At 74.0% G+C, this 23,012-nt stretch carries 14 protein-coding genes and 1 pseudogene; 9 read left to right on the forward strand and 6 right to left on the reverse strand.

The window, feature by feature from the left end; genetic code table 11:
• Nucleotides 1–124: 124 nt before the first annotated feature.
• Together ACIQPQ_RS11485 and ACIQPQ_RS11490 are read left to right on the forward strand one after the other, a co-directional pair.
• Nucleotides 125–2,008: a hypothetical protein gene (locus tag ACIQPQ_RS11485; protein WP_401302626.1), complete on the forward strand. Its 1,884-nt coding sequence runs from the start codon at nucleotides 125–127 to the stop codon at nucleotides 2,006–2,008.
• A gap of 136 nt (nucleotides 2,009–2,144) precedes the next feature.
• Nucleotides 2,145–2,702: a DinB family protein gene (locus ACIQPQ_RS11490; RefSeq protein WP_401302627.1), complete on the forward strand. Its 558-nt coding sequence runs from the start codon at nucleotides 2,145–2,147 to the stop codon at nucleotides 2,700–2,702.
• 45 nt (nucleotides 2,703–2,747) lie between these two features.
• On the opposite strand, the gene ACIQPQ_RS11495 is transcribed toward ACIQPQ_RS11490, so the two are convergent.
• On the reverse strand, nucleotides 2,748–4,298 hold the full coding sequence (locus ACIQPQ_RS11495; RefSeq protein ID WP_401302628.1) for an alpha-amylase: 1,551 nt from the start codon (nucleotides 4,296–4,298) through the stop codon (nucleotides 2,748–2,750).
• Nucleotides 4,299–4,488: 190 nt separating this feature from the next.
• On the opposite strand from ACIQPQ_RS11495, the gene ACIQPQ_RS11500 reads away from it, so the two are divergent.
• The 3 genes from ACIQPQ_RS11500 to ACIQPQ_RS11510 all read left to right on the forward strand — a co-directional run bounded on the left by ACIQPQ_RS11500 (nucleotide 4,489) and on the right by ACIQPQ_RS11510 (nucleotide 8,937).
• Entirely contained in the window at nucleotides 4,489–6,033 is a 1,545-nt protein-coding gene (locus ACIQPQ_RS11500; protein WP_401302630.1) for a hypothetical protein, read from the forward strand.
• Between the two features lie 166 nt (nucleotides 6,034–6,199).
• On the forward strand, nucleotides 6,200–7,579 hold the full coding sequence (locus ACIQPQ_RS11505) for an AAA family ATPase (protein ID WP_401302632.1): 1,380 nt from the start codon (nucleotides 6,200–6,202) through the stop codon (nucleotides 7,577–7,579).
• Between the two features lie 77 nt (nucleotides 7,580–7,656).
• Nucleotides 7,657–8,937, forward strand: a complete 1,281-nt coding sequence (locus ACIQPQ_RS11510) for a VWA-like domain-containing protein (RefSeq protein ID WP_401302704.1) — start codon at nucleotides 7,657–7,659, stop codon at nucleotides 8,935–8,937.
• 303 nt (nucleotides 8,938–9,240) lie between these two features.
• Here the strand turns inward: ACIQPQ_RS11510 and ACIQPQ_RS11515 are convergent, their stop codons facing one another.
• The 3 genes from ACIQPQ_RS11515 to ACIQPQ_RS11525 all read right to left on the reverse strand — a co-directional run bounded on the left by ACIQPQ_RS11515 (nucleotide 9,241) and on the right by ACIQPQ_RS11525 (nucleotide 14,153).
• Nucleotides 9,241–11,001, reverse strand: a complete 1,761-nt coding sequence (locus ACIQPQ_RS11515) for an MFS transporter (RefSeq protein WP_401302633.1) — start codon at nucleotides 10,999–11,001, stop codon at nucleotides 9,241–9,243.
• A 227-nt stretch (nucleotides 11,002–11,228) separates the two neighbouring features.
• The gene (locus ACIQPQ_RS11520; RefSeq protein ID WP_401302635.1) at nucleotides 11,229–13,691 is read right to left on the reverse strand and encodes a HEAT repeat domain-containing protein; all 2,463 of its coding nucleotides are present in this window, start codon (nucleotides 13,689–13,691) and stop codon (nucleotides 11,229–11,231) included.
• A 33-nt stretch (nucleotides 13,692–13,724) separates the two neighbouring features.
• Nucleotides 13,725–14,153: a secondary thiamine-phosphate synthase enzyme YjbQ gene (locus ACIQPQ_RS11525; RefSeq protein WP_401302637.1), complete on the reverse strand. Its 429-nt coding sequence runs from the start codon at nucleotides 14,151–14,153 to the stop codon at nucleotides 13,725–13,727.
• A 221-nt stretch (nucleotides 14,154–14,374) separates the two neighbouring features.
• Here ACIQPQ_RS11525 and ACIQPQ_RS11530 point away from each other — a divergent pair.
• Nucleotides 14,375–15,433 (forward strand): annotated as a pseudogene (locus tag ACIQPQ_RS11530) (NAD(P)-binding domain-containing protein); the annotation flags it as partial.
• A 181-nt stretch (nucleotides 15,434–15,614) separates the two neighbouring features.
• On the opposite strand, the gene mltG reads toward ACIQPQ_RS11530, so the two are convergent.
• Nucleotides 15,615–16,466, reverse strand: coding sequence for an endolytic transglycosylase MltG (gene mltG, locus ACIQPQ_RS11535; RefSeq protein WP_401302639.1), 852 nt, complete (start codon nucleotides 16,464–16,466; stop codon nucleotides 15,615–15,617).
• A gap of 53 nt (nucleotides 16,467–16,519) precedes the next feature.
• Nucleotides 16,520–18,364 (reverse strand): ABC transporter ATP-binding protein, encoded by a 1,845-nt coding sequence (locus tag ACIQPQ_RS11540; RefSeq protein WP_401302641.1) that lies wholly within the window; start codon nucleotides 18,362–18,364, stop codon nucleotides 16,520–16,522.
• Nucleotides 18,365–18,495: 131 nt separating this feature from the next.
• Here ACIQPQ_RS11540 and ACIQPQ_RS11545 point away from each other — a divergent pair, with 131 nt between their 5' ends.
• From ACIQPQ_RS11545 to ACIQPQ_RS11555, 3 genes are all read left to right on the forward strand, one after another.
• The gene (locus tag ACIQPQ_RS11545; protein WP_383779851.1) at nucleotides 18,496–18,951 is read left to right on the forward strand and encodes a MarR family winged helix-turn-helix transcriptional regulator; all 456 of its coding nucleotides are present in this window, start codon (nucleotides 18,496–18,498) and stop codon (nucleotides 18,949–18,951) included.
• A 235-nt stretch (nucleotides 18,952–19,186) separates the two neighbouring features.
• The gene (locus tag ACIQPQ_RS11550; RefSeq protein WP_401302644.1) at nucleotides 19,187–21,061 is read left to right on the forward strand and encodes an ABC transporter transmembrane domain-containing protein; all 1,875 of its coding nucleotides are present in this window, start codon (nucleotides 19,187–19,189) and stop codon (nucleotides 21,059–21,061) included.
• Nucleotides 21,058–22,908 (forward strand): ABC transporter ATP-binding protein, encoded by a 1,851-nt coding sequence (locus ACIQPQ_RS11555; protein WP_401302646.1) that lies wholly within the window; start codon nucleotides 21,058–21,060, stop codon nucleotides 22,906–22,908. The genes ACIQPQ_RS11550 and ACIQPQ_RS11555 overlap by 4 nt, the downstream gene beginning before the upstream one ends.
• Nucleotides 22,909–23,012: the final 104 nt, after the last annotated feature.

Here is a 23,012-nt window from a genome sequence, read left to right on the forward strand (position 1 = left end):
AGGAACCGATGCAGGAAAGTTCGCAGGCGCGGACGCAGGAACGTACGCAGGAGCCGAGGCCGGAGCCGGCACCGGGAGCGGCGCGCCCGAGGGCCCGCCGAGCGGCCCGGAAGGGGCGGACGGGGTGGCCGGGCTGCCCGCCGTGTCCCCGGCCGTCACGGCCGAGTTGGTCGGCGCGCTGTCGCCGCGGCTGCGGAAGCGGCTGGACGGCGGGATCGCCAAGCTGGCGGCGCGTCCGATGACCCGGGACGGCGACACCGTACGGATCTCCGTCGACGACGACACCGACCTCACGCTGCACGCGCCGGGCGGCACGGTGACCGGCGCGGACGCGGTCCGCTGCGGCTGTCTGCTGGCGCCCGACTGCCTGCACCGCGCCGCGGCGGTCTCGCTCGCGCCCGTCGCGGACGAGTCGGCGGAACCGCCCGCGACGCCGCCCCTGCCGAACGGGACGGCCGAGGCGGACGGGCCGGGCGGTTCCGGAGGTGCGTCGTCGCCGTCGGCACCGGGTTCAGGAGCAGCCACTGGGACCGGCGCCGCTACGGCCGAAGGTCCGGCGGAGGCCGAGGTGGCCGATCCCGCGCAGCGCGACGCGGCACGGGCTGTCCGGGACGCGGTGGCGACGCTCCTGGAGGCGGGCACGGACGGCGCCGGGGCCGTGGTCCAGGCGGAGGTGCTGCGCGCCGCGCACACCGCACGGCTCGCGGGTCTCCCCCGGGCCGCCTCGGCGGCGGTGTCGGTGGTCACCGGGGTACGCGCGGCCCGCTCCGCCGACCCGGCGTTCCGGCTGGCCGACCTCACCGACGGCCTGCGGGACGTGCTCGGCGTGGCGGGCCGTCTCCCGGACGCGACCGGCGCCGAACTGGCCGCGCTGCGCGGCACGGCACGGCAGCCGTACCGTCCGGACGGGTCGCTGCGCCTGTACGGCCTGTTCTCCGAGCCGGTGCTGACCGCCTCGGGCTACGCGGGCGCGGTCACCTGGACGGCGGACGCCGACGGGCGGCTGTACACGGTGTCCGACGTGGCGCCGGGCGGTGCCGGGCGGGCCGTGGGCGCCGCCGACCGGGCGGTGCGGATCGGGGACACCTCCCTGACGCACCGTGAACTGTCGCGCGCCGGGCTCGCCGTGTCCGGCGCGACCGTCTCCCCGACCGGCCGTCTCGGCGCGGGGGCGGGGGTACGGGCGGTGCGCGCGGCCGGGGCCGACTGGCGGGGCGAGCCGCTCGACCGGCTGTGGGGCGTGCCGGTCGGCGACCAGGTGTCCCGCGCGCTGGGCGCGCCGGGCGGCCCCGGTGCCCCGGTCCGGCAGGGCGGCGGCCACGATCTGCTGTTCCTCGACGTGACGCTCGTGGGACCGGTGCGGGAGACGGGCGGCGACTGTCTGCTGGCCGACTGCGACGGCGTACCGGTCCGGCTGGTCACGGCCCACGACGCGCCGGGCCTGCCGTACCGGGAGAACCTGCGGTTGCTCGCGGCCGCCGGAGGCACGCGGGTCCGGGTCGTGGCGCGGCTGGTGCCGGGGCCGCTCCCCCGGGCGCTGCTGCTGGCCACCGAGCATCCGAACGACGCGGCGGCCCGGGTCGACCTGGGGCTCGACCGGCTCCAGCACGCCGACCTGCCGCCGTCGGCCGCCCGGCCCGCCGCCGCGCCGACGGCGCCGTCGGCGGACGAGGCACCGCTGCATCTGCTGCGCAGACGGGTCCAGCAGGCGGTGTCGGGCGGCCGCAGGGTGCTGGCCTTCCCCGGCGGCGCGGCCGGGGACGGGAACCGGCTGCGGCGCGTCGGCCTGGGCACGGCCGGGGACCTCCTGGACGCCCTGCACGCCGCCGCGGCGGACCGGGGCCGTGACGTGTTCGGTCGTCTCCTGCCGTCAAACGCGGGCCGGTTCGCCCACGCCTGGCTGGGGGCCGCCGTGTACACGGCGGAGGTCGAACGGGCGCTGTGCGCGCAGGCCTGGGGCGTGGACGCCGCGAGGGTGGCCGCGGGGGCGGTGGCCGTGGGGGCGTAAACCGGAGAGACCGAAGGCGCCACCCTTGCCCCTTTAGGACAGGATCTGACCTGTACGGCTCCTAACGTGGGCCTCGGCCGCGGGGCACGGAACCCCGGCCGAGTCCCACGAGGTACCGAAGAAGCAGGAGACCGTCATGCCCGGCACCGAATCCACCACCCTCTCCCCCGCCCCCTCGCCGGCCGTCACGGGTGAGCGCGCCGACCTGCTGGAGACGCTGGCCAAGCACCGTGCCTTCCTCCGGTTCACCGCGCGTGACCTCACGGACGAGCAGGCGGGGCTGCGGACGACGGTCAGCGAGCTGTGTCTCGGCGGCCTGGTCAAGCACGTCACCTCGGCCGAGAAGAACTGGGCGGACTTCATCGTCGACGGCCCGTCGCCCGAGGACGACTTCGACCGGATGACGGAGAAGGACTGGGCAGCGCGCGCCGCCGAGTTCCAGATGCTGCCCGGGGAGACCCTGGCCGACGTCCTGGACGCCTACGCCGAGGTGGCCCGCCGCACCGACGAGCTGGTCGCGTCCCTGCCCGACCTGGACGCCTCCCACCCGCTGCCGTCCGCACCGTGGTTCGAGCCGGGCGCCCGCTGGTCGGCCCGCCGGGTGCTGCTCCACGTCATCGCCGAGACCGCGCAGCACGCGGGACACGCGGACATCATCCGGGAGGCCCTGGACGGGCAGAAGAGCATGGGCTGACCCGCCGGTCAGGATCAGGGAGGGGCGAGCCGGGACCGGGGGGACTCAGCCCGCTCCCCGGCCCGCCCCCTGATGCTCGGTGCCGGCTCCCGGCCGGTCGACCCCGAACACATGGACGTGCCAGGGCTCCAGGTCCACGTAGAGCCCCTGCTCGGCGAGTTCGTCGCCGTCGCGGTCGTACGTCCGTTCCGTCAGCAGGTCGGTGAGGCGGACGGTACGGCCCCGGAGTCCGGGCCACGGGAGCGGCAGCCGCGCCTGCGCCGGGCGGTCGGAGTAGTTGACGACGACCAGATGACGGGTCTCCGCGGCGGTCCAGGTCCAGGCCAGCAGGGAGCGGTGGCTGTCGTTGTCCGGCCACCCCTCCGCCGTCACCGGCCGCCACTCGCCCCGGCGTACGGTGGCGGCGGCCCGCAGCAGCCGGGTGTGGAAGTCGCGCAGCGGACCGTCGACCGGTTCGCGCGGGCGCCGGGTGAGGAACACGGGCAGGTGGGTGCGGCGGCCCTCGAACTGGCCCTCGTGCCAGAGCGTCGCGCCGGGCAGCGTCGCGACGGTCACGGCGGCGGCGCGCCCCCGCTCCCCGGGGAGGACGGCGGCGGCCCGTGGTTCGTCGTGGTTCTCCAGGAAGCGGACCAGTCCGGGCAGGTCGTCCGGGCCGCCCCGCAGATGGTGGCGCACGGCGTCGGCGGCGCCCGCAGCGGAGCCCGAGGCGGAGGCGTCCGGTTGGACGAGGCGGTCGTAGAGGCCCTTGTCGTAGCAGAAGTCGAACCCCTGCCGCAGCAGGGGCTGTTCGCGTCCCCAGTAGGCCTCCGCGATGAACAGGAGGTGCGGATGGCGGGCGCGTACGCGGGGGATGACGTACGTCCAGAAGTCCTCGGCGGGGACGGGACCGGCCGCCTCGCCCCAGGTGCCCGTGAAGATGTCGTTCATCAGCAGCATCGCCATGTCGCAGCGGACGCCGTCCGCCTGGTCCCCGATGGCGACGAGAGTGTCCACCGTGGCGTCACGGAGCGTGGTGTGGAAGGCGTTGAGCTGGACGACGTCCGGCCAGGGCGGGAAGTACGGGTCGCGGGCGCGGGCGTACACGTGGCCGCTCCCCGTCTCGACGTAGGCGTCGGGCGCGCGGGCCAGGTCGGCGGCGGTGCCCCGGACGAGGCGCTCGGGGTGGGTGGCGGTCCAGGGGTGATCGGGGGCGATGTGGTGGGGGACGTGGTCGAGGACGAGGCGCAGCCCCCGCGCGGCGAGGCGGGCGCGGGCGGCGGCCAGCCCGTCGGGACCGCCGAGGGTGGCGTCGACGACGTAGTCCCGTACGCAGTACGGCGATCCGGTGACGTCCGTGTCGCGGAGGCCGTCCTCCGTGCCCGGCGGGCCGGGGAACACGGCGCGGAACGCGGCGCGCAGGGACGGGTCGTCGAGCGCGATCCGCCGACCGGCCGGGCTGCGCCGCCACACCCCCATCAGCCAGACGGTGTCGATGCCGGGCAGGGCGATGCCGTCCCAGACCTCCTCGGGGACGTCGCCCAGGGTGACGCGGCGGGCGTACCGCTCACTCAGCTCACCCAGCCAGACGAGGGTGTTGATCTCCAGGATGACTGTCATACGAGCATCACCTCCATGCACGCATTGCTTCCCGTGCCGCTTCCCGCATCACTTTCCTACGCGCAGGGCGGGGGTGGGACGGGGCGGAGAAAAGAGCTGGCGCGGCCTTCGTGGGCGTCGATACGATCATCGGGATGACCACTCCTTCTGTTCTCAGATTGGGGGACCCGTCCGCGCAAGGTGAGTGCTGATGCTCATCGAAACCGCGAACGGGATCTCCCGAACCGCCGTCACCCCTTTCACCCCCTTCACCTCGTTCTGGCCGCGTGTGCGCGAGTTCGCCGTGCCGCCCTCCATGATCGAGACCGCGACCGCCAGGCGTCTCGCCGGTGACTGGGCGGGGGCCTGTGCCGCCGCCGGGTTCGACGTCGATCTGCGGCTGCGCACCGTGGCCCGTACGCACGGCACGGACCTCGTCGCCCGCGTCCGGTCAGATCTCCGTCGCCTCGCACCGGATCTGCTGCGCTGGCACATGCCGAGGATCGCGCCCGACGGCCTGCTGCGGCCGGGACTGACCCTGACGCTGGCCCGCTACGACGCGGCCGGACGAGACGGCGTCCGCCCCGTCCACCTCGTCGCCCGGACGGCACCCGCCTGGGCGGACGCCGGCCAGCGCATCAGCCTCACCCTCTGGGACGCATCCCAGCCGGACGCCGCACCCGGCGCCACCGCAGGCGTGGACGACCCACCACACCGCCCGCCACGTCAGCACGCGCCTCCGCACTCGTATCCGGCTCCGCATCCGCATCCGCGCCCGAACAGGCGGTTCCGGCTCGATCTGCACCGCCATCTCTGGGACGCGGGGCGGGCGCACGAGTTCCCGACCCGCGCGGGGGCCGACCTCCCGGACGAGGCCGACTCCGCGGCGTTGCCGGTCGCGGTCCCGGAAGGCGGCCGCTGTGCCGTGGCGCGGTGGGCGGACGAGGCTCGCATCCTCCTCGCCGCCGACGGTCGGCCCCCCGACACGCCCGTGCTCGTACGGCTCGGGGGCGCGCGGCGGGTCGTGCTCGACCCGGCCGAGGGTGCGGCGGCCCTGCTGGACCCGGACGCCGGAACAACCGGGTCGGCCGGGACGGTCGAGGCCGCGGGGCCGACCGAGGCCGCTGTACGGCTCCGCTCCGTCTCCCGCTCGGCCGCCGCCGCGCTGCCCGTCCTGCCCGACGCCGCCACCTGGGTGGCCCCCGATCTGGAGCTGCTGCGCGGCGGCGCGATCGACGCCGACCGGCTGCATCCCCTGGTCGCGGCCGCCCTGGTGCCGGGGTACGTGCCCGGCGGCCCGTCCGCGGGTCCGGACGATCCGGGGCGCCCTCGGCTCGTCGAGTGCCGGGGCGCCCGGCACCGGATCGGCCTCGTCGACGGGGTGCTCGCCGCGCTGGACCATCCGCCGGACGAGATCCGCCGGGAGGGACTGCTGGTCGCGTTGACCGGCAGCCCGCTGCCCTGTCTGCGGGCCATCGACGACGCGCATCGGCGGCCGGAGTGCCTCACCGGCGTACGCGAGCGCCTTCAGCACGGTGACGTCGCCGGTGCGCTCGCCGTCGTGGAGGGGCTGCTCGGCCCCGAGGCCCTGCTGCGGGACGGCCCGCTCCGGGACGCCCTGGAAGCCACCGCCCGGCAACGCCTCACCTACGGCCTGTTCCGGTCGGGTCTGACGGGACCGGGCCGCGCCGGACTCCACGACCGCCCCCCGCCTCGTACGGGCCGCTCCCGCCCCCGGAACGCCACCACGCGCTGATCCGCGCTCCCCACCGGCCCGACCCTGCGCCAGCCATGCCCTGACCAGCGTTCATACGGCCCTGACCAGCGCGCGTACGGCCCTGACCAGGCGTCAGACGCCCGAGCGCACCCGCCGTCGGTGCCCCCCTCCTCCGTTCTCCTCTCTCCCTCACAGGTGATGTCGCATGCCCGCTGCTGCCCCCGCCCTGCCCGACTCCACCATGTCCGCCGGTCCCCTCTCCGCCGCCACCGACCCCGCCGCCTCCTCGACTCCACCCGCCTCCTCGACCCCACCCACCCTCTCGACCCCTCCCACCGTCTCGTCTTCCGGCGCCTCCCGGCTGGACGTCGCCGCCGATCTGCTGGCCGTGCTGCGGGACACGCGGACGGAACCGCGTCCCGACGACCAGTTGGCGGCCCTGACGCTGGCCGTCGCCGCCGACCTGCCCGTCCTGCTGTGGGGTGAGCCCGGCATCGGCAAGACGGCCGCCCTGACCCAGCTCGCCGAGACCCTGGACCTGCCGCTGACCACGGTGATCGCCAGCGTGCACGAGCCGTCCGACTTCTCCGGCCTGCCCGTCGTCGGGGACGACCCGGCCGTCCAGGGCGTGCCGATGGCCCCGCCGGACTGGGCGGTACGGCTGGTGCGGGCCGGGCGGGGCCTGCTGTTCCTGGACGAGCTGTCCACGGCCCCGCCCGCCGTGCAGGCCGCCCTGCTCCGCCTGGTCCTGGAGCGGCGGGTCGGCACCCTGCGGCTGCCGCCCGAGGTCCGTATCGTCGCCGCCGCCAACCCGCGCTCCTCGGCGGCGGACGGCTGGGAGCTGAGCCCGCCGCTGGCCAACCGGTTCGTCCACCTCCAGTGGACGCACGACCCCGACGTCGTCGTGAGGGGGTTGGGCGGGACCTGGCCCCGGGCCACGCTGCCCCGGCTGGACCCCGGGAAGGTGCCCTCGTCCGTGGCGTTCGCGCGCCGGGCGGTGTGCGGACTGCTGACGGCCCGGCCGACGCTGGTCCACCGGCTGCCCAACGGCGAGACCCGGCGCGGCAGTGCGTGGCCCTCTCCGCGCAGCTGGGAGATGACGCTGACCCTGATCGCCTTCGCGACCGCCGCGGGATCGTCGCGGGAAGTGCTTTCGCTGCTGGTCAGAGGGGCGGTGGGCGACGGGGCGGGCCTGGAGGTGATGGCGAGCCTGGACCGGCTGGACCTGCCCGACCCGGAGGTGGTGCTCGCCGACCCGGCGGGCGTCGAGCTGCCCGAACGGGGCGACCTGCGGCAGGCCCTGCTGGACGGGGTGGTGGACGCCGTACGCCGTCGTCCCGACCGGTCCCGCTGGGACGCGGCCTGGAGTCTGCTCGTGCGGGCGGTCGAGACCGGGGCGCCGGACCTGGTGGTCGTCCCGGCGACGACGCTGGCCTCGCTGCGGCAGGACGACTGGGACGTGCCGGCGTCGATCGAGCGGCTCGCCGGGGTGGTGTCGGTGTCCCGTGCGGCCGACCACGCGGCGGAACGGGCGACGGCCCGCCAGACGGGACGTTCCGGAACCTCCACGTCCGCCCGCCGATGAACGGGGACGCCGTGAGCGAGAACGTCAGAAGCGGGGACGTCAGGAGCGGGAGTGTCGTGACCGGGGGCGTCATGGAGATGGAGGAGGGGAACGTCGTCAGGGCGAGCGGCGTCGGCTGGGACGCCGTGCGCGAGAAGCTGTTCGCCGCGCGGCTGCACGCCGCACGGGTCCGCCCGTATCTGGCGGTCGCGCTGTTCGCCCTGCGCACCGTGGAGTCGCGGCGCGTCCTCACGATGGCCGTGGACCGCCACTGGCGCTGCTACGTCTCGCCGTCGTTCGTCGCGCGCACCCCCGTCGAGGAACTCGCCGGCGTGTGGGTGCACGAGGTGTCGCACCTGCTGCGCGACCACCACGGCCGAGGTGACCGTGTCGCCCGGCAGCGCGGTCTGACCGGCCCGCACGAGCGGCTGCGGATGAACATCGCCGCGGACTTCGAGATCAACGACGACATCTACGGCGACGGCCTGGTCCCGCCCTCCGGGGCCGCCCTCCCCGGTGCCCTGGGCCTGCCTGGCGGGCAGCTCATGGAGGACTACCTGCGGATGTTCCGCCTGGGGTCCCCTCTCGGGGACCTGGCCTGGCTGGACTGCGGCAGCGGCGCCGACGGGCTGGAGCGGGAGTGGGAGCTGGGCGCGGAGGGCGCGGACGGGCTGAGCGCGCAGCAGCAGGACGCGGTCCGGTTCCGGGTGGCCGAGGGCATCACCGGGCGCCCCGGCCACGCTCCGAAGGGCTGGCGGCGGTGGGCGGAGGAGGCGTTCCATCCGCCGCAGCCCTGGCGGGAACTGCTGGGGGCGGCGGTGCGTTCGGCGGCCTCGGCGCCCGGTGCGGGCGAGGACTACACGTACGGCAGGCCCTCGCGCCGTGCGGCCGGAGTACCGGGCGTGGTGCTGCCGAGCCTGCGGCGCAGGCCGCCGCGGGTGTCCGTGATCATCGACACGTCGGGGTCGGTCAGCGATGCCGAACTCGGCAGCGCGCTGCTGGAGGTGGCGGCGATCGCCCGCGCGGTGGGCGGGCGGCGCGACCTGGTCACCGTGGTGCCGTGCGACGCGTCCGCCCGGATCGTCCACCCGCTGTGCCGGGGTGAGGGCATCCCGCTGATGGGCGGCGGGGGCACGGACCTGCGCTCCGGGTTCAGCCGGGCGCTCCGGGCACCGCACCCGCCCGACGCCATCGTCGTCCTGACCGACGGCCAGACCCCGTGGCCCGCGACGAGCCCGTCCTGCCGCACGGTCGTCGGCCTGTTCCCCCGCAGCCGACCCGTCACCTCCTACGACGAGGACGACCCCGACTACGTCCCCGACCGGCCGCCCGCCTGGACCCGCGTGGTCGAGATCGGCTCACCGCCGGGAATGGGGTAGAGGCGCGGTCGGCTCACCGCCGGGGATGAGGTGAGGGGCGCGATGGCCCGGCCTGGTCAGGCCGTCGCGTGGGGCACCACCGTCGTACGTACGCCACTGACGCGCGTACGTACGACGGTGAGGGAAGGCCGCACGCGTGCGGTCCGGGCCCCGGTAGGAGGGGGCCCGGACCGCGGGCGGCGCTCCACTCGTCCCCACGGTGGGCGCCGCGCCGGACCTGCCCGCTGTCCGCACAGGGCCTGGTCCGGCGGTTCTCGGGAGCCCCGGGAGCGTATTCGGGGCTCCCTGGTCGGGGCGCTGTGGTCAGCGGCCGGTCGGCCCACCCGGAGCGGGTACGACCGGGTCCTGTCCGGTCGAAGTCGGTGCGGCCGATGCCGGTGCGGCCGGGCCCTGTCCGGCTGCGACACGGGGCGCGGCCTGGGCGGCCGAGGCGTTCCCGGCGGCCGTACCACCTTGCTGCCCGGCGGGCGTTCCCGCCTGCCCGGTCGCTGCGCGTCCCTGCCCGGTCGTCGCGTCGCCGCCCGATCGGTCCGCCGACGGGCGCAGCATCACGGCGGCGGTCGCGGCGGCCAGCACCATCAGGCAGGCGGACACCATGAGGCACAGGTGGAGGCCGTCGAGGAAGGACTCGGAGAGGGCGCCGAGCGCGCGGCCCCGGTCAGCCGGGCCGAGGTCCATGCGGGCCACGGCGCCCAGTCCGTCGGTGTCGACGGCCGCGGTGACCGCGCGGGCGGTCGGGCCCGCCACGCCGACGTCGGAGAGGTGGCCGGGCAGGGTGTCGACGGCACGGGTGGTCAGCAGGGTGCCCAGGACGGCCGGGCCGAGGGCGGCGCCGACCTGGCGGAAGGCGTTGTTGCCCGCCGCTGCCATCCCGGCGAGCCGGTGCGGCACCGAGGCGACCGCGGTGGCGGTGAGGGACGTGAACGCGGTGCCGAAACCCAGCCCGAGCAGGGCCAGGCGCCACGCGAGCGAACCGAAGGAGGTTTCGGCGTCGATCGTGCCGAGTGAGAGCAGAGCCACCGCCGTGAGCAGCAGTCCCCCCGTGATCAGGACGCGCGGAGCCACCCGGTGCGCGAACCGGCCGAACACGCCGCCGAGCAGGATCGGCATCATCGTGACCATCAGCAGCCGCAGACCGGCCTGGAACGTGCTGAGCTGCTGGACCATGCCGAAGTAGAGGCTCAGGACGAAGAAGAAGCCGATCAGCCCGAGGAAACTGATCATGATGACGACGGTCGTCGCGGTGAACGCGGGGCTGCGGAAGAGCGCGAGATCCAGCATGGGGCTGTCGCTGCGCCGTTCCGCCCGCACGAACGCCACCGATCCGACCGCGGCGCAGACGAGCGCCACGATCACCTCGGTGTCGGTGAAGGACCCGGCACCGCCCTCGATGACCCCGTACACGAGTGCGGTGATCGTGAGGGCGCCGGTGATCTGGCCGGGCCAGTCCAGTCGGCGGGTGCCGGCCGCGCGCGAGTCCGCCAGCAGCGGCACCGACAGGGCCAGCACGACGAGCGCTACGGGGATGGCGGGCAGGAAGATCCAGCGCCAGGCCGCGTGCTCCATGATCAGCCCGGCCATGAGGGGGCCGACGGCGAGCGCGCCCATGAGGGAGGTCGCCCACAGGCCGATGAACTTGCCGCGCTCACGCGGGTCCGGCACGGCGTGGCTGATCAGGGCGAGCGTCATCGGCAGCAGCGCCGCCGACCCGACGCCCGACAGTGCCTGCCCGGCCCACACGCCCTGCACGGAGTGCGCGGACAGGCTCACGGCGGCCCCGGCCACGCAGAAGAGCAGTCCCGCCTGGAAGACCTTCTTGCGTCCGTGGACGTCGCCGAAGACACCGGCGGTCAGGATCAGGGCGGCCACGGGCAGCACGAACGACGAGGGCACCCAGGAGAGTTGGGCGGTCGACGCGTGGAGGGCCCGCTGGAGGGCCGGGAGGCTGGCCGAGACGGTGGTGACCGGGAGGTAGGCCACGAAGACACCGACGCAGGCCATCACGAGCGTCGCGACCCGCCCGTCCTTCGTCTCGGGCTGCGCGTGGGGAGGGGTGACGTTCAAGGCATTCTCTTCCCTGCGGCACCGGGCACGGCGCCCGGCTGCGAACGCCGCCCACGTTCCGCCACACCGACCCGATCGGACCAGCCAGAACCGCCCTGTCCGGGGAATTCCGACATCGCAGGCCGCTGAGTGACGGAAAACTTCCGTGCGGGGGGGAGGAGGCCGGGGGCGGGCGGGTGTGGTTTGCAGGCAGGCAGCCAGGTGATCGGGCGGCGGGGCAGGGGCGGTCAGGCGGGCCGTTCGGGGCGGAGGGCCGTCAGGGTGGCGCGGGCCCGGTCGGCGAGGCGGTCGTCGGCGCGAATGATCTGGTCCTCGATCCCCGAGGTCACGACCCTGCGGTCCCTCTCGGCCAGGTCGGCGAGCCGTCGCGCGTGCGCGTCCGTGAGGGACTCCCGGCCCAGCGCGGCGAGCGCCTCGAACGCGGTGTCGGCGTCGACCCCGCACTCCGCCGCGTCCAGCACCCGCCCGGCGAGGACGGTACGGTCCAGCGGGCCCCGCAGTTCCGCCTCGGGCAGGGCGGCGAGCAGGGCCAGTACGGCGGCGGGCGCGTGCGGAGGTGTCGCGAGGAGGTCCTCAAGGACCGGACGCAGGGGCCGGGCGGAGGGCCCCATCCTGGCCGCGCTGCGGGCCGCTCGCAGCGCGGTCCACCGGGTCCAGGGCCCAGCGTCGGCCCTGATGACGGCGTCGAGGACCGCGACCGCGGTGTTGACGGCCGAGTCGCTGTCGCTGTCGCTGTCGCTGTCGCTGTCGCTGTCGCTGTCGGCGACGGTATCGGTGTCGGTGTCGCCGGTGATCTCCCAGAGTGCGACGGCGAGTTCGGCGTCCGCGTCGAGTCGGGGCAGGGGGCGGCCGTCGGCACGGTCGCGGAGCGTGGCCCGTATCTCGGGGACGAGCGGCCGGGCCGCCTCCCCCAGGACACCGACGAGCCGGGCGGCCTCACGCGCCCCGAACCCGGACGCGGCCAGCCGGGGCCGTAGCGCGGCGAGCAAGGGCCCGCTCTCTCCGGCCAGCACGTACAGGGCGTGCCCCGCGGCGAGCCGCCCCTCGTCGGGGCCGCCAGTGGCCGCTTCCCGCAGGCGCGCCACCGCGCGGGTGCGCGCCTGCCCGTCGTCGGGGCAGACCGCGGCAAGCGCCTTCGGACCGATGACCGGAACGGTGGGCAGCGCGTCGAGCAGTTCGGGTACGGCCGACGCCGCCCGGACACCCCAGGAGGCGAGCAGCAAGGCGAGACCGGTGCGCTCCTTCGCGCCCATCGGCGGTCCGGCGGCGTCTCCCCCGGTGTCCCCGCCCTGCGCGCCGCCGGAGAGGCGCCGCCGGACCGCGTCGAGCAGGGCGGCGTCGAACGGGAAGGTTGGCGGGGGCGGCGTATTGCCCACGGCCCGCGCGCCGGAGGCGGCGGCCAGCGCGCGCGGGCGCGCGGGCAGGTGCGCGGCGAGCAACGGCGCGGCCCGCTCGGGGTCGGCGGTCACGAGCACCGTGAGCGCGGCGTCGGCCGAGGGCCCGTCCTCCGCGGCGAGCCGGGCGAGCACGTCGGCGGCGGCGCCCGCGTGCTCGCCGATCTTGTCGAGAAGGCTCAGCACGGCAGCCGCAGACTCGGGTGCGTCGAGCAGGGGCAGCAGGGCGGGCACCAGCCGGGCAGGCGCGGAACGGGACACCATGCAGGCGTGGTCCGCGGCCCACACGGCCTCGGCCCGTACGTCCGCCACATCGACGAGTTCGGCGGTACCCGACGCGTCCGTCACCGTACCGGTGGTGTCTGTGACGGTGCCGCCCGCCTCCGTCACGGTGTCGGCTGCGTCCGCAACGGTGCTGGTGGGCCGCCAGGCGAGTGCCGTCTCCAGCAGGGCGAAGGCGGCTTCCCGGTCCTCGGCCGTGTCGCGCCGCAGCAGTGCGCCGACGATCGCCTGAAGAGGCTCGCACTGCTCGAAGGCGGACACCAGCCCGTCGGCAGGCAGGGACTCGAGCACGGCGTCGCGCTGCGCCGCGTCCCACGGCAGACCGGCGTCGAGGCAGGCGAGGACGGCGGTGACACGCACCCCCGGCGGCTCTTCAGGCGGGAGCGACGCCACGGCATGGGCGGCGCCGCGTTCCGGGTCCAGGCGGACCAGCGCCGTCACCAGCTCGGCCCGAACAGTCGCGTCCGTCTCCCCCGCCCAGCGCCGCTCCAAGACGGGCCAGGCCTCCGCAGGGGCGGCGGTGTGCCCGACGGCCCAGACCGCGGCCCGCCGCACGTCGGCGTCCGGAGCGTCCGTCAGCGCGAGGAGAGTGGGGAGCTGGGCCGCGACGGCGGCACGACAGGTGCCGGGCGCCACCCCATGCTCGTCGGTGCTCTCCGCGATCCCGCCGAGCAGGACGAGGACATCGGCAGCACGCCGCCCGTCCGCCGCGATCCGTGCCAGGAACGGCACGGCCTCGGCGGTCGCGGCGTAGACCGTGCCCTGGTGCAGGACGCAGCCGTACAACTCGTCCAGCGCCCCGGCGGCGGCCTCGTCGTCACCGACCGCCAGGTCCCGCAGAACCCCCGGCACATCGTCGGCCGCCCCGTACGCGTGTCCCCGCTCCGCCCAGGGCACGTCGTCGAGCCCCGCGAGGACGTACGACGCGTCCCCGGCACCCAAGCCGCCCCCACCGACGGCACCGCCCTCGTGGCCCACGCCGCCCATACCACCCGTGCCGCTCGCTCTGTCCATGAGTGGATCTTCGCAGGCGTCGGGTGCGGCGACTCAGCCCCCGCCGAGGAAGCTCAACCGCACCGTACGGTCAGGGTTGTCCTTGTTGGTGTCCACGAGGCACACCGACTGCCAGGTGCCCAGCTCCAGTCGGCCGTTCACCACCGGCAGGGTCGCGTGCGGCGGGACAAGGGCGGGGAGGACGTGGTCGCGTCCGTGGCCGGGACTGCCGTGGCGGTGCTGCCAGCGGTCATCGGCCGGGAGCAGGTGGTGCAGGGCGGCGAGGAGGTCGTCGTCGCTGCCCGCACCGGTCTCGATGACCGCGATACCGGCGGTGGCGTGCGGGACGAAGACGTTCAGGAGACCGTCTCGTCCGTCGGCGGCCTCACGTAGGAAGGCCTCGCAGTCACGGGTCAGGTCGACGACCCGCTCCCGTCGGCCGGAGGTGATGTGCAGGACGCGGGTGGTGAACGCATCGGACATGACTCCATCCTCACCCACACACCGGATCGCACACGCGGACGCGCACACGTCGCCGCACCCGACAGTGACCGGAACGGCCGGAGACGGCACGGCGACATAGTCACGCACAGCTCGGCACGGCCCGGCACACTTACGCACGGCCCGGCACAGCACGGGGCTGCACGCCGCGGCGCCGCACGGCACTCGGGAAGATCCCCTGCCGTCCCACAGTTGGTAGAAGCGTGAACGACATACGTGAGGTCGAGGTGGTCGTCGTCGGCGCCGGTCAGGCGGGGCTGGCGGGCGCGTACCACCTGCGGCGCACCGGCTACGAGCCGGACCGTGACTTCGTCGTGCTCGACCACTCGCCCGGCCCCGGCGGCGCCTGGCAGTTCCGGTGGCCTTCGCTGACGTACGGCAAGGTGCACGGGATGCACGCGCTGCCCGGCATGGAACTGACCGGCGCGGACCCGGCCCGCCCCTCCTTCGAGGTCATCTCCGCCTACTTCGCCTCCTACGAACGCGCCTTCGACCTTCGCGTCCACCGCCCCGTCGACGTCCGAGCGGTCCGCGAGGGACCCGACGGACGGCTGCTGGTCGAGACGTCCGCCGGCACGTGGGCGACCAGAGCGCTCATCAACGCCACCGGCACCTGGGACCGCCCGTTCTGGCCCCGCTACCCGGGACAGGAGACTTTCCGCGGACAGCAGGTGCACACCGCCCACTATCCGGGCCCCGAGGCGTTCGCCGGACTGCGAGTGGTCGTGGTCGGCGGCGGCGCGTCCGGCACGCAGCATCTGCTGGAAATCGCCCCGTACGCGGCTGCCACCACCTGGGTGACCCGGCGTCCGCCGGTCTTCCGCGAGGGCCCCTTCAACGAGGACGCGGGCCGCGCCGCCGTCGCCCTCGTCGAGGAACGGGTCCGCCAGGGGCTGCCGCCACGAAGCGTCGTCTCCGTGACGGGCCTGCCGCTGAACGACGCCGTCCGGCAAGGGCTCGCGGACGGGGTGCTCGACCGGCAGCCCATGTTCGACCGGATCACCCCGGACGGGGTGGAGTGGAACGACGGGAGGCGGGTGCCCGCCGATGTCATCCTGTGGGCGACCGGCTTCCGTCCGGCCGTCGACCACCTCGCGCCGCTGCGGCTGCGCGAACCGGGCGGCGGCATCCGCGTCGACGGCACCCGCGCGGTCGCCGACCCCCGCGTCCACCTGGTGGGCTACGGCCCGTCCGCCAGCACCATCGGCGCCAACCGCGCGGGCCGCGCAGCCGTACGCGACATCAGGCGCCTGCTCGCGGACCCGACCGCGCCGATCCCCGGACCGGCCGAACGGACTGCCCGAGACGAACGGAAGACGCCGAACGGGCCGCCCCGGCCGAGTCCGCCGCCTGAGGCTCTGCCGCTTCAGGCACCGAACTCACCCACTCCGCCGACCCGCCTCCGCGCTCGGCCGGGCCACCTCCGACTCCCCCCTCTACTTCCTACTTCGCCGGGCTCGGCGAGGCGTTCGCACTCCGCTGGTTCCGGTTGAACTCCGCCACATTGCGCTGGTGTTCTTCGTAGCTGCCCGTGAAACGCGTGTCGCCCGGCTTCACCGTGACGAAGTAGAGCCAGTTCCCGGCGGGCGGGTCGACGACCGCCTTCATGGCCTCCTCGCCCGGGTTGTCGATCGGCGTCGGCGGCAGACCCATGCGCTGGTACGAGTTGTAGGGGCTGTCGATCCGGGTGTCCGCGGCGGTGGTCCGCAACGTGGAGCGGTTGAGCGCGTAGTTGACGGTGGAGTCCATCTGGAGCGGCATACCGCGCTCCAGCCGGTTGAACACGACCCGCGCCACCCGGCCCATGTCGGTCGGACCGGCGGCCTCGGCCTGCACGATACTGGCGACGGTGACGGCCTGATAGACGTTCATCGCGTTACGCTGCGCCCCTGCCGCGGTGGGCGCGCCGTTGAACTTCCGGTTCGCCGTGTCGGCCATAAGGCGAAGCAGTGACTGCGGTGTCGCCTTGTCGTCCAGGGGATACGTCGCCGGGAAGAGGTAGCCCTCCGGGTTGCCTCCGGCGTCCGACGGGAGCTTCAACCCGGCCTTCGGCAGGGCCTTGAGGGTGGTTCCGGCCGGCACGGCGAGGGCCTTGTCCAGCGCGGCGTAGATCTGGCTCGCGCGCCATCCCTCGGGGACCACCAGGCTCGTGGGTCTCTTCACCTCGGGCGTGTCCGTGCTCAGCAGGGGCACCGCCACGGCGGTCCCGGCCATCACGGCACCGGTCGCGATGAGGGCGATACGGCCCCGGCGCGTCAGTCGAATCGTTCTCCGTGGCGGAGTGGTCGTCTGCATACGGGCACGGTAACCCTCATATCATCCCAAATCCGGTATCACCTGGCGTATCGTCATCTTGTCGGCTCCAGACGTGCGTCCTTGCGGACGAGTTCCGCGTACCGCCCGCCCTGCGCCAGGAGTTCCTCGTGCGTGCCTCGTTCGGCGACGCGGCCGGAGTCCAGGACCACGATCTGGTCGGCGCTCCGGACGGTGGACAGCCGGTGCGCGATGGTGAGCGTCGTCCGGTCGGCCGACAGCGCGTCGATGGCGTCCTGGACGGCCTGTTCGGTTCCGGTGTCTAGGGCACTGGTGGCCTCGTCGAGCACCAGGACCGGCGGGTCGCGCAGGATGGTGCGCGCGATGGCCAGCCGCTGCTTCTCCCCTCCGGAGAACCGGTGGCCCCGCTCACCGACGACCGTGTCGTAACCGTCGGGCAGAGCGGCGATGTGGTCGTGGATCTGGGCGGCGCGCGCGGCGGCGTACAGCTCGTCGTCGGTGGCGTCCGGCTTCGCGAACCGCAGGTTGTCGGCCACCGAGGCGTGGAAGAGGTACGTTTCCTGCGAGACGACGCCGACGGCTCTGGCGAGGGTGTCGAAGTCCAGGTCGCGGACATCGACCCCGTCGAGGGTGACCCGCCCGCCCGTCACGTCGTAGAGGCGCGGCACCAGGTGGCCCAGGGTGGACTTGCCCGCGCCGGTGGGGCCGACGACGGCGAGGCTGGCGCCCGGTGGGACGGTGATGTCGACACCGCCGAGGATCGGGCGGACCCCGTCCTCCTGGTCGTAGCGGAACTCGACGTCCTCGAAACGGACCTCGCCCTTGACCTGGTCCAGGTGGACCGGGTTCTCGCGTTCGGTGATGTCGATGGGCAGGTCGAGGTATTCGAAGATGCGCTGGAAGAGGGCGAGGGAGGTCTGGATCTGCACGCCGGTGGACAGCAGACTCACGGCCGGCCGGAACAGGCCCTGCTGGAGGGAGACGAAGGCGACGACGGTGCCCAGGGAGACGGCCGGTCCGCCGAGTTGGAGGGTGACGCCCGCGGTCCAGTAGATGAAGGCGGGCATGGCCGACATGACGATGCCGATCACGGCCATCCGCCAGCGTCCGGCCATGCTCGATCTGACCTCCAGGTCGACCAGGCTGTCGGACTCGTCGGAGAAGGCGCGGGTGAGCGAGTCGGCGCGGCCCATGGTGCGGCCGAGGAGGATGCCGCTGACGGACAGGGACTCGGTCACGGTGGCCGCCATCACCGCCATCTGCTTCTGGCGCTGCGTGGTGATCCGTCTGCGCTCGTCGCCGACGCGGCGGCTGATCCAGACGAAGACCGGCAGCAGGAGCAGGGAGACCACGGTCAGGCGCCAGTCCAGGGCGATCATCGCGATGATCGTGGCGACGACGCTGGTGAAGTTGGAGACCAGGGAGGTGGCGGTGGAGGTGACGGTCGCCTGCATGCCGCCGATGTCGTTGGCGATGCGGGACTGGACCTCGCCTGTGCGGGTGCGGGTGAAGAACGCCAGCGACATGCGCTGGAGGCGGTCGTAGACGGCGGTGCGCAGGTCGTGCATGACGCGCTGGCCGACCGTCGTGGAGATCAGCGTCTGGAGGACGCCGAAGATCCCTGCGAGCACGGCGCTGACGATCATGCCCAGGGCGAGCAGGCTCAGCAGGCCGGTGCGGCCCTGCGGGATGGCGACGTCCAGGATCTCCTTCAGCAGGAACGGCGTGGCGACCGAAACCAATGAGGAGGCGGCGACGAGCAGTCCGACGACCGCGAGACGACCGCGATACGGACGGAAGAGTCTGAGGATGCGCCGCACCTGCCGGGGTTGTTCGTCGGCGGCGTCGATGGTGTCGGCGGAAGGGGACGGGGGCCGGATCGAGGTCACGGCCGTGGGGTTCGGTTTCTCGGGGCGCATGGGCTCCTTCGGGAAGTGAGGCATGACGGATCTCGGAGAGCTCCAGGACCTGAGAGCCTGCGAGCCTCTCAGAGAGCGTAGCTCATTGTTACCTATACTCACAATGAATGGCGTCCTGATATTGTTCCCGCATGACCATCCCCGATCCGGACGGCGTGCTCGCGGAGCAGCTGCTGCGGTTCACCCGCCGGGTGCACCGCATCCAGAAACGCCACCTGGAACTGTCGGAGCTGGGCGTCACGCCCGCCCAGTCCCGGCTGCTGCGCACCCTCGCGCACTTCAGCGATCCGCCGCGCATGGCGGATCTCGCCGAGCGCCTCGAGGTCGTGCCGCGCGCCGTGACCACCCTGGTCGACGGTCTGGAGGCCAGCGGCAAGGTGCGCCGGGTGCCCGATCCGACGAACCGCCGGGTGATCCGGATCGAGATCACCCCGGACGGCCTGGAGACGCTGAGTGAGCTTCGCCGGGCCCGCCAGGTCGCGGCCCGCGAGATCCTCTCTCCGCTGACAGACGTGGAGCGGGCGGTGCTGGGGGAACTGCTGGACACACTGATCGACGGAACGGGACCGACCAGACCCCCCTGCTGAGCCCGCCCGACCGTGAGCCCGACCGCCCCCTGATGCCGCCCGACTGCTCGGACACCCGTTCGCGCGCCCCGCCGCGCGGCCTACCGGGCGTGGCCGAGAGCCACGGGACCACCGGAAAAGAGGTTGATTCCGACCAGCCCGCGACGCGAACCTTGCACGGTTTGCTGTCGCCGCTCCTCGCGGTCGACGCCACCCACGTCCGCACCCTTTCCGCGAGTCGAGCCACTGGGACGCCATGCAGATCCAAAACCTTCCGTATCCCGACCCGGGTGTGCCGGACGCGCGCTCCGGACCACGGTTCCTGTGGTGGCTCGGCCGCAACCAACTCAGCGGCCAGCTCCAGGCCCTGGCCTGGGGCCTGCTGCACTTCGTGGCCGTCTCGACGCTGCCGTTCTGCGTCGGTCTCGCCGTCAAGGCGGTCGTGGACCGCTCCGGTGCGCGTCTGGCGCTCGCGGGCGGCCTGCTGTTCGGGTGCGGCGTCGCCGTCGCGGTCGGTGACACCTTCCTGCACCGCACCGCCGTCACCAACTGGATCACCGCCGCCGCACGCATCCAGCAACTCCTCGCCCGCAAGGCCTCCCAGCTGGGCTCCGCCCTGAGCCGACGGGTCGCGGCGGGCGAGGTCGTCGCCGTCTCCACCGGCGACGTGGAGAAGATCGGCTGGTTCGTCGAGGCCGTCTCCCGTTTCACCGCCGCCGCTCTCACGGTCGTGGTCGTCTGCGTCGGCCTGGTGATCTACCAGCCCGCCCTGGGCGTGGTCGTCGCCGCGGGCCTGCCTGTGCTCGCGCTCGCGGTGCTGCCTCTCCTCCCCCGTGCCACCCGGCGCGCCGACATCCAGCGCGAGAAGGCGGGCCGCGCCACCGAACTCGCCTCGGACACCGTCGCGGGACTCCGTGTGCTGCGCGGCATCGGCGGTGAGGACCTCTTCCTCGACCGCTACCGCCGCGCCTCCCAGGAGGTCCGCCACGCCGCCGTGCGCAGCGCCCGCATGTGGTCCCTGATCAGCGCCACCCAGGTGCTGCTGCCCGGCCTGCTGCTGATCGTGGTCGTGTTCTACGGCGTCCACCTGGCCCGCGAGGGCCGGATCACGGTCGGCGAACTGGTGACCGTGTACAGCTCCGTCCTGGTCCTGGCCTACCCGCTGCGGCACTTCGAGGAGATCGCGATGGCGTACTCCTTCTCCCGCCCGTCGGCGAAACGCGCCGCGCACGTGCTGTCCCTGGAACGGGCCACGGACGCGGGCGGTTCCCGAGGCGAGGAAGCACCGTCGGGCGATCTGTACGACCCCGCGAGTGGGCTGCTCGCACCGGAGGGCCTGCTGACCGCCGTCGTCTGGGGCGACCCCGACGCGTCCGGACTGCTCGCCGAACGGCTCGGCGGACATCCCGCGCAGGAGCGCCCGTCGGTCCTGCTCGGCGGGGTCCCGCTGGACGAACTCCCGCTGCGCAGCGCGCGCACGGCCGTTCTCGTCCAGGACAAGGACCCGGTGCTGCTCTCCGGTTCTCTGCGCGAGCTGCTCGACGTCCCCGCCTCCGGTCGGGTCGACGCCGGGACGGCACTCGCCGCCGCGCACTGCGGGGACGTCTTGGACGCGCTCGTACAGGGTTCGGCCCACGCGGACGACCCGATGGACGCCCACATCACCGAACGCGGACGCTCCCTGTCGGGTGGGCAGCGCCAACGGCTGGCCCTGGCCCGGTCGTTGCTGACCGACCCCGAGGTCCTCGTCCTGGACGAGCCCACCTCGGCCGTCGACTCCCACACCGAAGCCCGCATCGCCGAAGGCCTGCGGAAGCTACGGTCGGGACGCACCACGGTCCTGTTCACCACGTCCCCCCTGCTGCTGGACAGGGCCGACCGGGTCGTCCTCGTGCACGAGGGCAGCGCCCTGGCGTCGGGCACGCATCGCGATCTGCTGCGCGAAGAGCCCCGGTACCGCGCGGTGGTGAGCCGGGAGACCGAGGAGGAAGCGCCCCGCGGAGAGGCACCGGACCGGCGACGGGCCGAGGAGCCGCACGGGCCGCTCCCTCGGTCCCCCGACGCCGCAGGAGTCCCCCGGCTCAAAGAACTCGAAGAGACCGCCCTGCACGAGATCGAGGAGACCGCATGATCGGCGTGGCGCCACCGGCGTACGACCCGGGTGCACCGAAGACGGCGAGCACCCTGCCGGTCGGCGCTCCCGCGACCGTACGGGCCTACGTGTCCGAACTGCTGCGCCGGCACAGGCGTGCTTTCCTGATCCTCCTGTCCGTCAACACGGTCGCGACCGTCGCCTCGATGGTCGGCCCCTGGCTGCTGGGCGACGTGGTGGAGCGTCTGACGGAGGGAGACCGTGACCTCCACCTGGGGTTCACGGGGACGGTGCTTGTCGCGGCTCTCCTAGTGCAGGCCGCGTTCGTGTGGCAGATGCGGCTGCGCGGCGCGATGCTCGGCGAGCGGATGCTGGCCGATCTGCGCGAGGACTTCCTCGTCCGGTCCGTCCGACTGCCTCCGGGTGTGCTGGAGCGGGCCGGAACGGGTGATCTGCTGTCCCGCATCACCACGGACATCGACCGGCTCGCCAACGCCATGCGCGAGGCCGTGCCCGAGCTGATCATCGGCGTGATGTGGGCGGTGCTGCTGCTCGGCGGCCTCGTCGTCACCGCGCCACCACTGGCACCGGCCGTGCTGGTCGCGGTGCCGCTGCTGGTCGTCGGCTGCCGCTGGTACTTCAAGCGGGCACCGGCCGGCTACCGCTCCGAGGCAGCGGGCTACGCGGCCGTCTCCGCCGCCCTCGCCGAGACCGTCGACGCGGGCCGCACCGTCGAGTCCCACCGCCTCGGGGACCGCCGCGTCGAACTGTCGGAGCAGCGGATCGCGCAGTGGACGGCCTGGGAGCGCTACACCCTGTGGCTGCGCTCGGTGCTTTTCCCTGTCATCAACGCCGTGCACGTCACCGTCCTCGGATCGGTCCTCATGATCGGTGGGGTCTTCGTCCTCCACGGCTGGATCGACGTGGGGCAGCTGACGACCGGTGCGCTCCTCGCCCAGATGCTCGTGGACCCGGTCAACCTGATCCTGCGCTGGTACGACGAGCTCCAGGTGGCGCAGGTGTCGCTGGCCCGTCTCGTCGGGGTGCGGGACATCGAGCCGGAGGCGGGTGACGCCGGGCTGGAGCCGGACGGCCGGGACGTGCTGGCCGACCGCGTCCACTTCGGCTATCGCGAGGGCGTCGACGTCCTGCGCAAGGTCTCCCTGGAGGTGGCGCCCGGTACCCGGCTGGCCCTCGTCGGCCCCTCGGGGGCGGGAAAGTCCACCCTGGGTCGGCTTCTCGCGGGGATCTACGCGCCTCGGGACGGGCGGGTCGCCCTCGGTGGGGCGGAGCTGTCCCGGATGACCGCGGAGCGCGTCCGCTCGCACGTGGCGCTCGTCAACCAGGAACACCACGTGTTCGTCGGCTCGCTCCGCGACAACCTCCGCCTCGCCCTGTCGCCGACCCGGTCCCGGCCGAAGGCAGACGAGCTGGACAAGAAGTCGCAAGGTGGCGAGCCGGCGCCGGACGGTGGCGAGGACGCCCAGCTGTGGGCGGCGCTCGGCGCGGTGGACGCGGACGGCTGGGCGCGGGCGCTGGAGGACGGCCTGGACACGGAGGTGGGTTCGGGCGGTCTCGCGCTCACCCCGGCGCAGGCCCAGCAGATCGCGCTGGCCCGTCTGGTCCTGGCCGATCCGCACACGCTGGTCCTGGACGAGGCGACCTCGCTCCTCGATCCGCGGGCGGCGCGTCATCTGGAACGCTCGCTGGCCCGTGTCCTCGACGGCCGCACGGTCGTGGCCATCGCTCACCGCCTGCACACCGCCCACGACGCGGACGTCATCGCCGTCGTCGAGAACGGTCGGATCAGCGAGCTGGGCAGCCACACAGAGCTGGTCGCCGCCGACGGCGCGTACGCGGCGCTGTGGCGGTCCTGGCACGGGTGACACGGGCAAGGGGCACCTTCGGGGCCGCCCGTACACGGCGGCCCCGGGGCCGGTGAGCACGACGTCGGCGGACCGAGGACGCGCGGCCGGTCGGCGGGGTGGCC

The organism is Streptomyces sp. NPDC091281 (assembly GCF_044757425.1).
GTDB lineage: Bacteria > Actinomycetota > Actinomycetes > Streptomycetales > Streptomycetaceae > Streptomyces.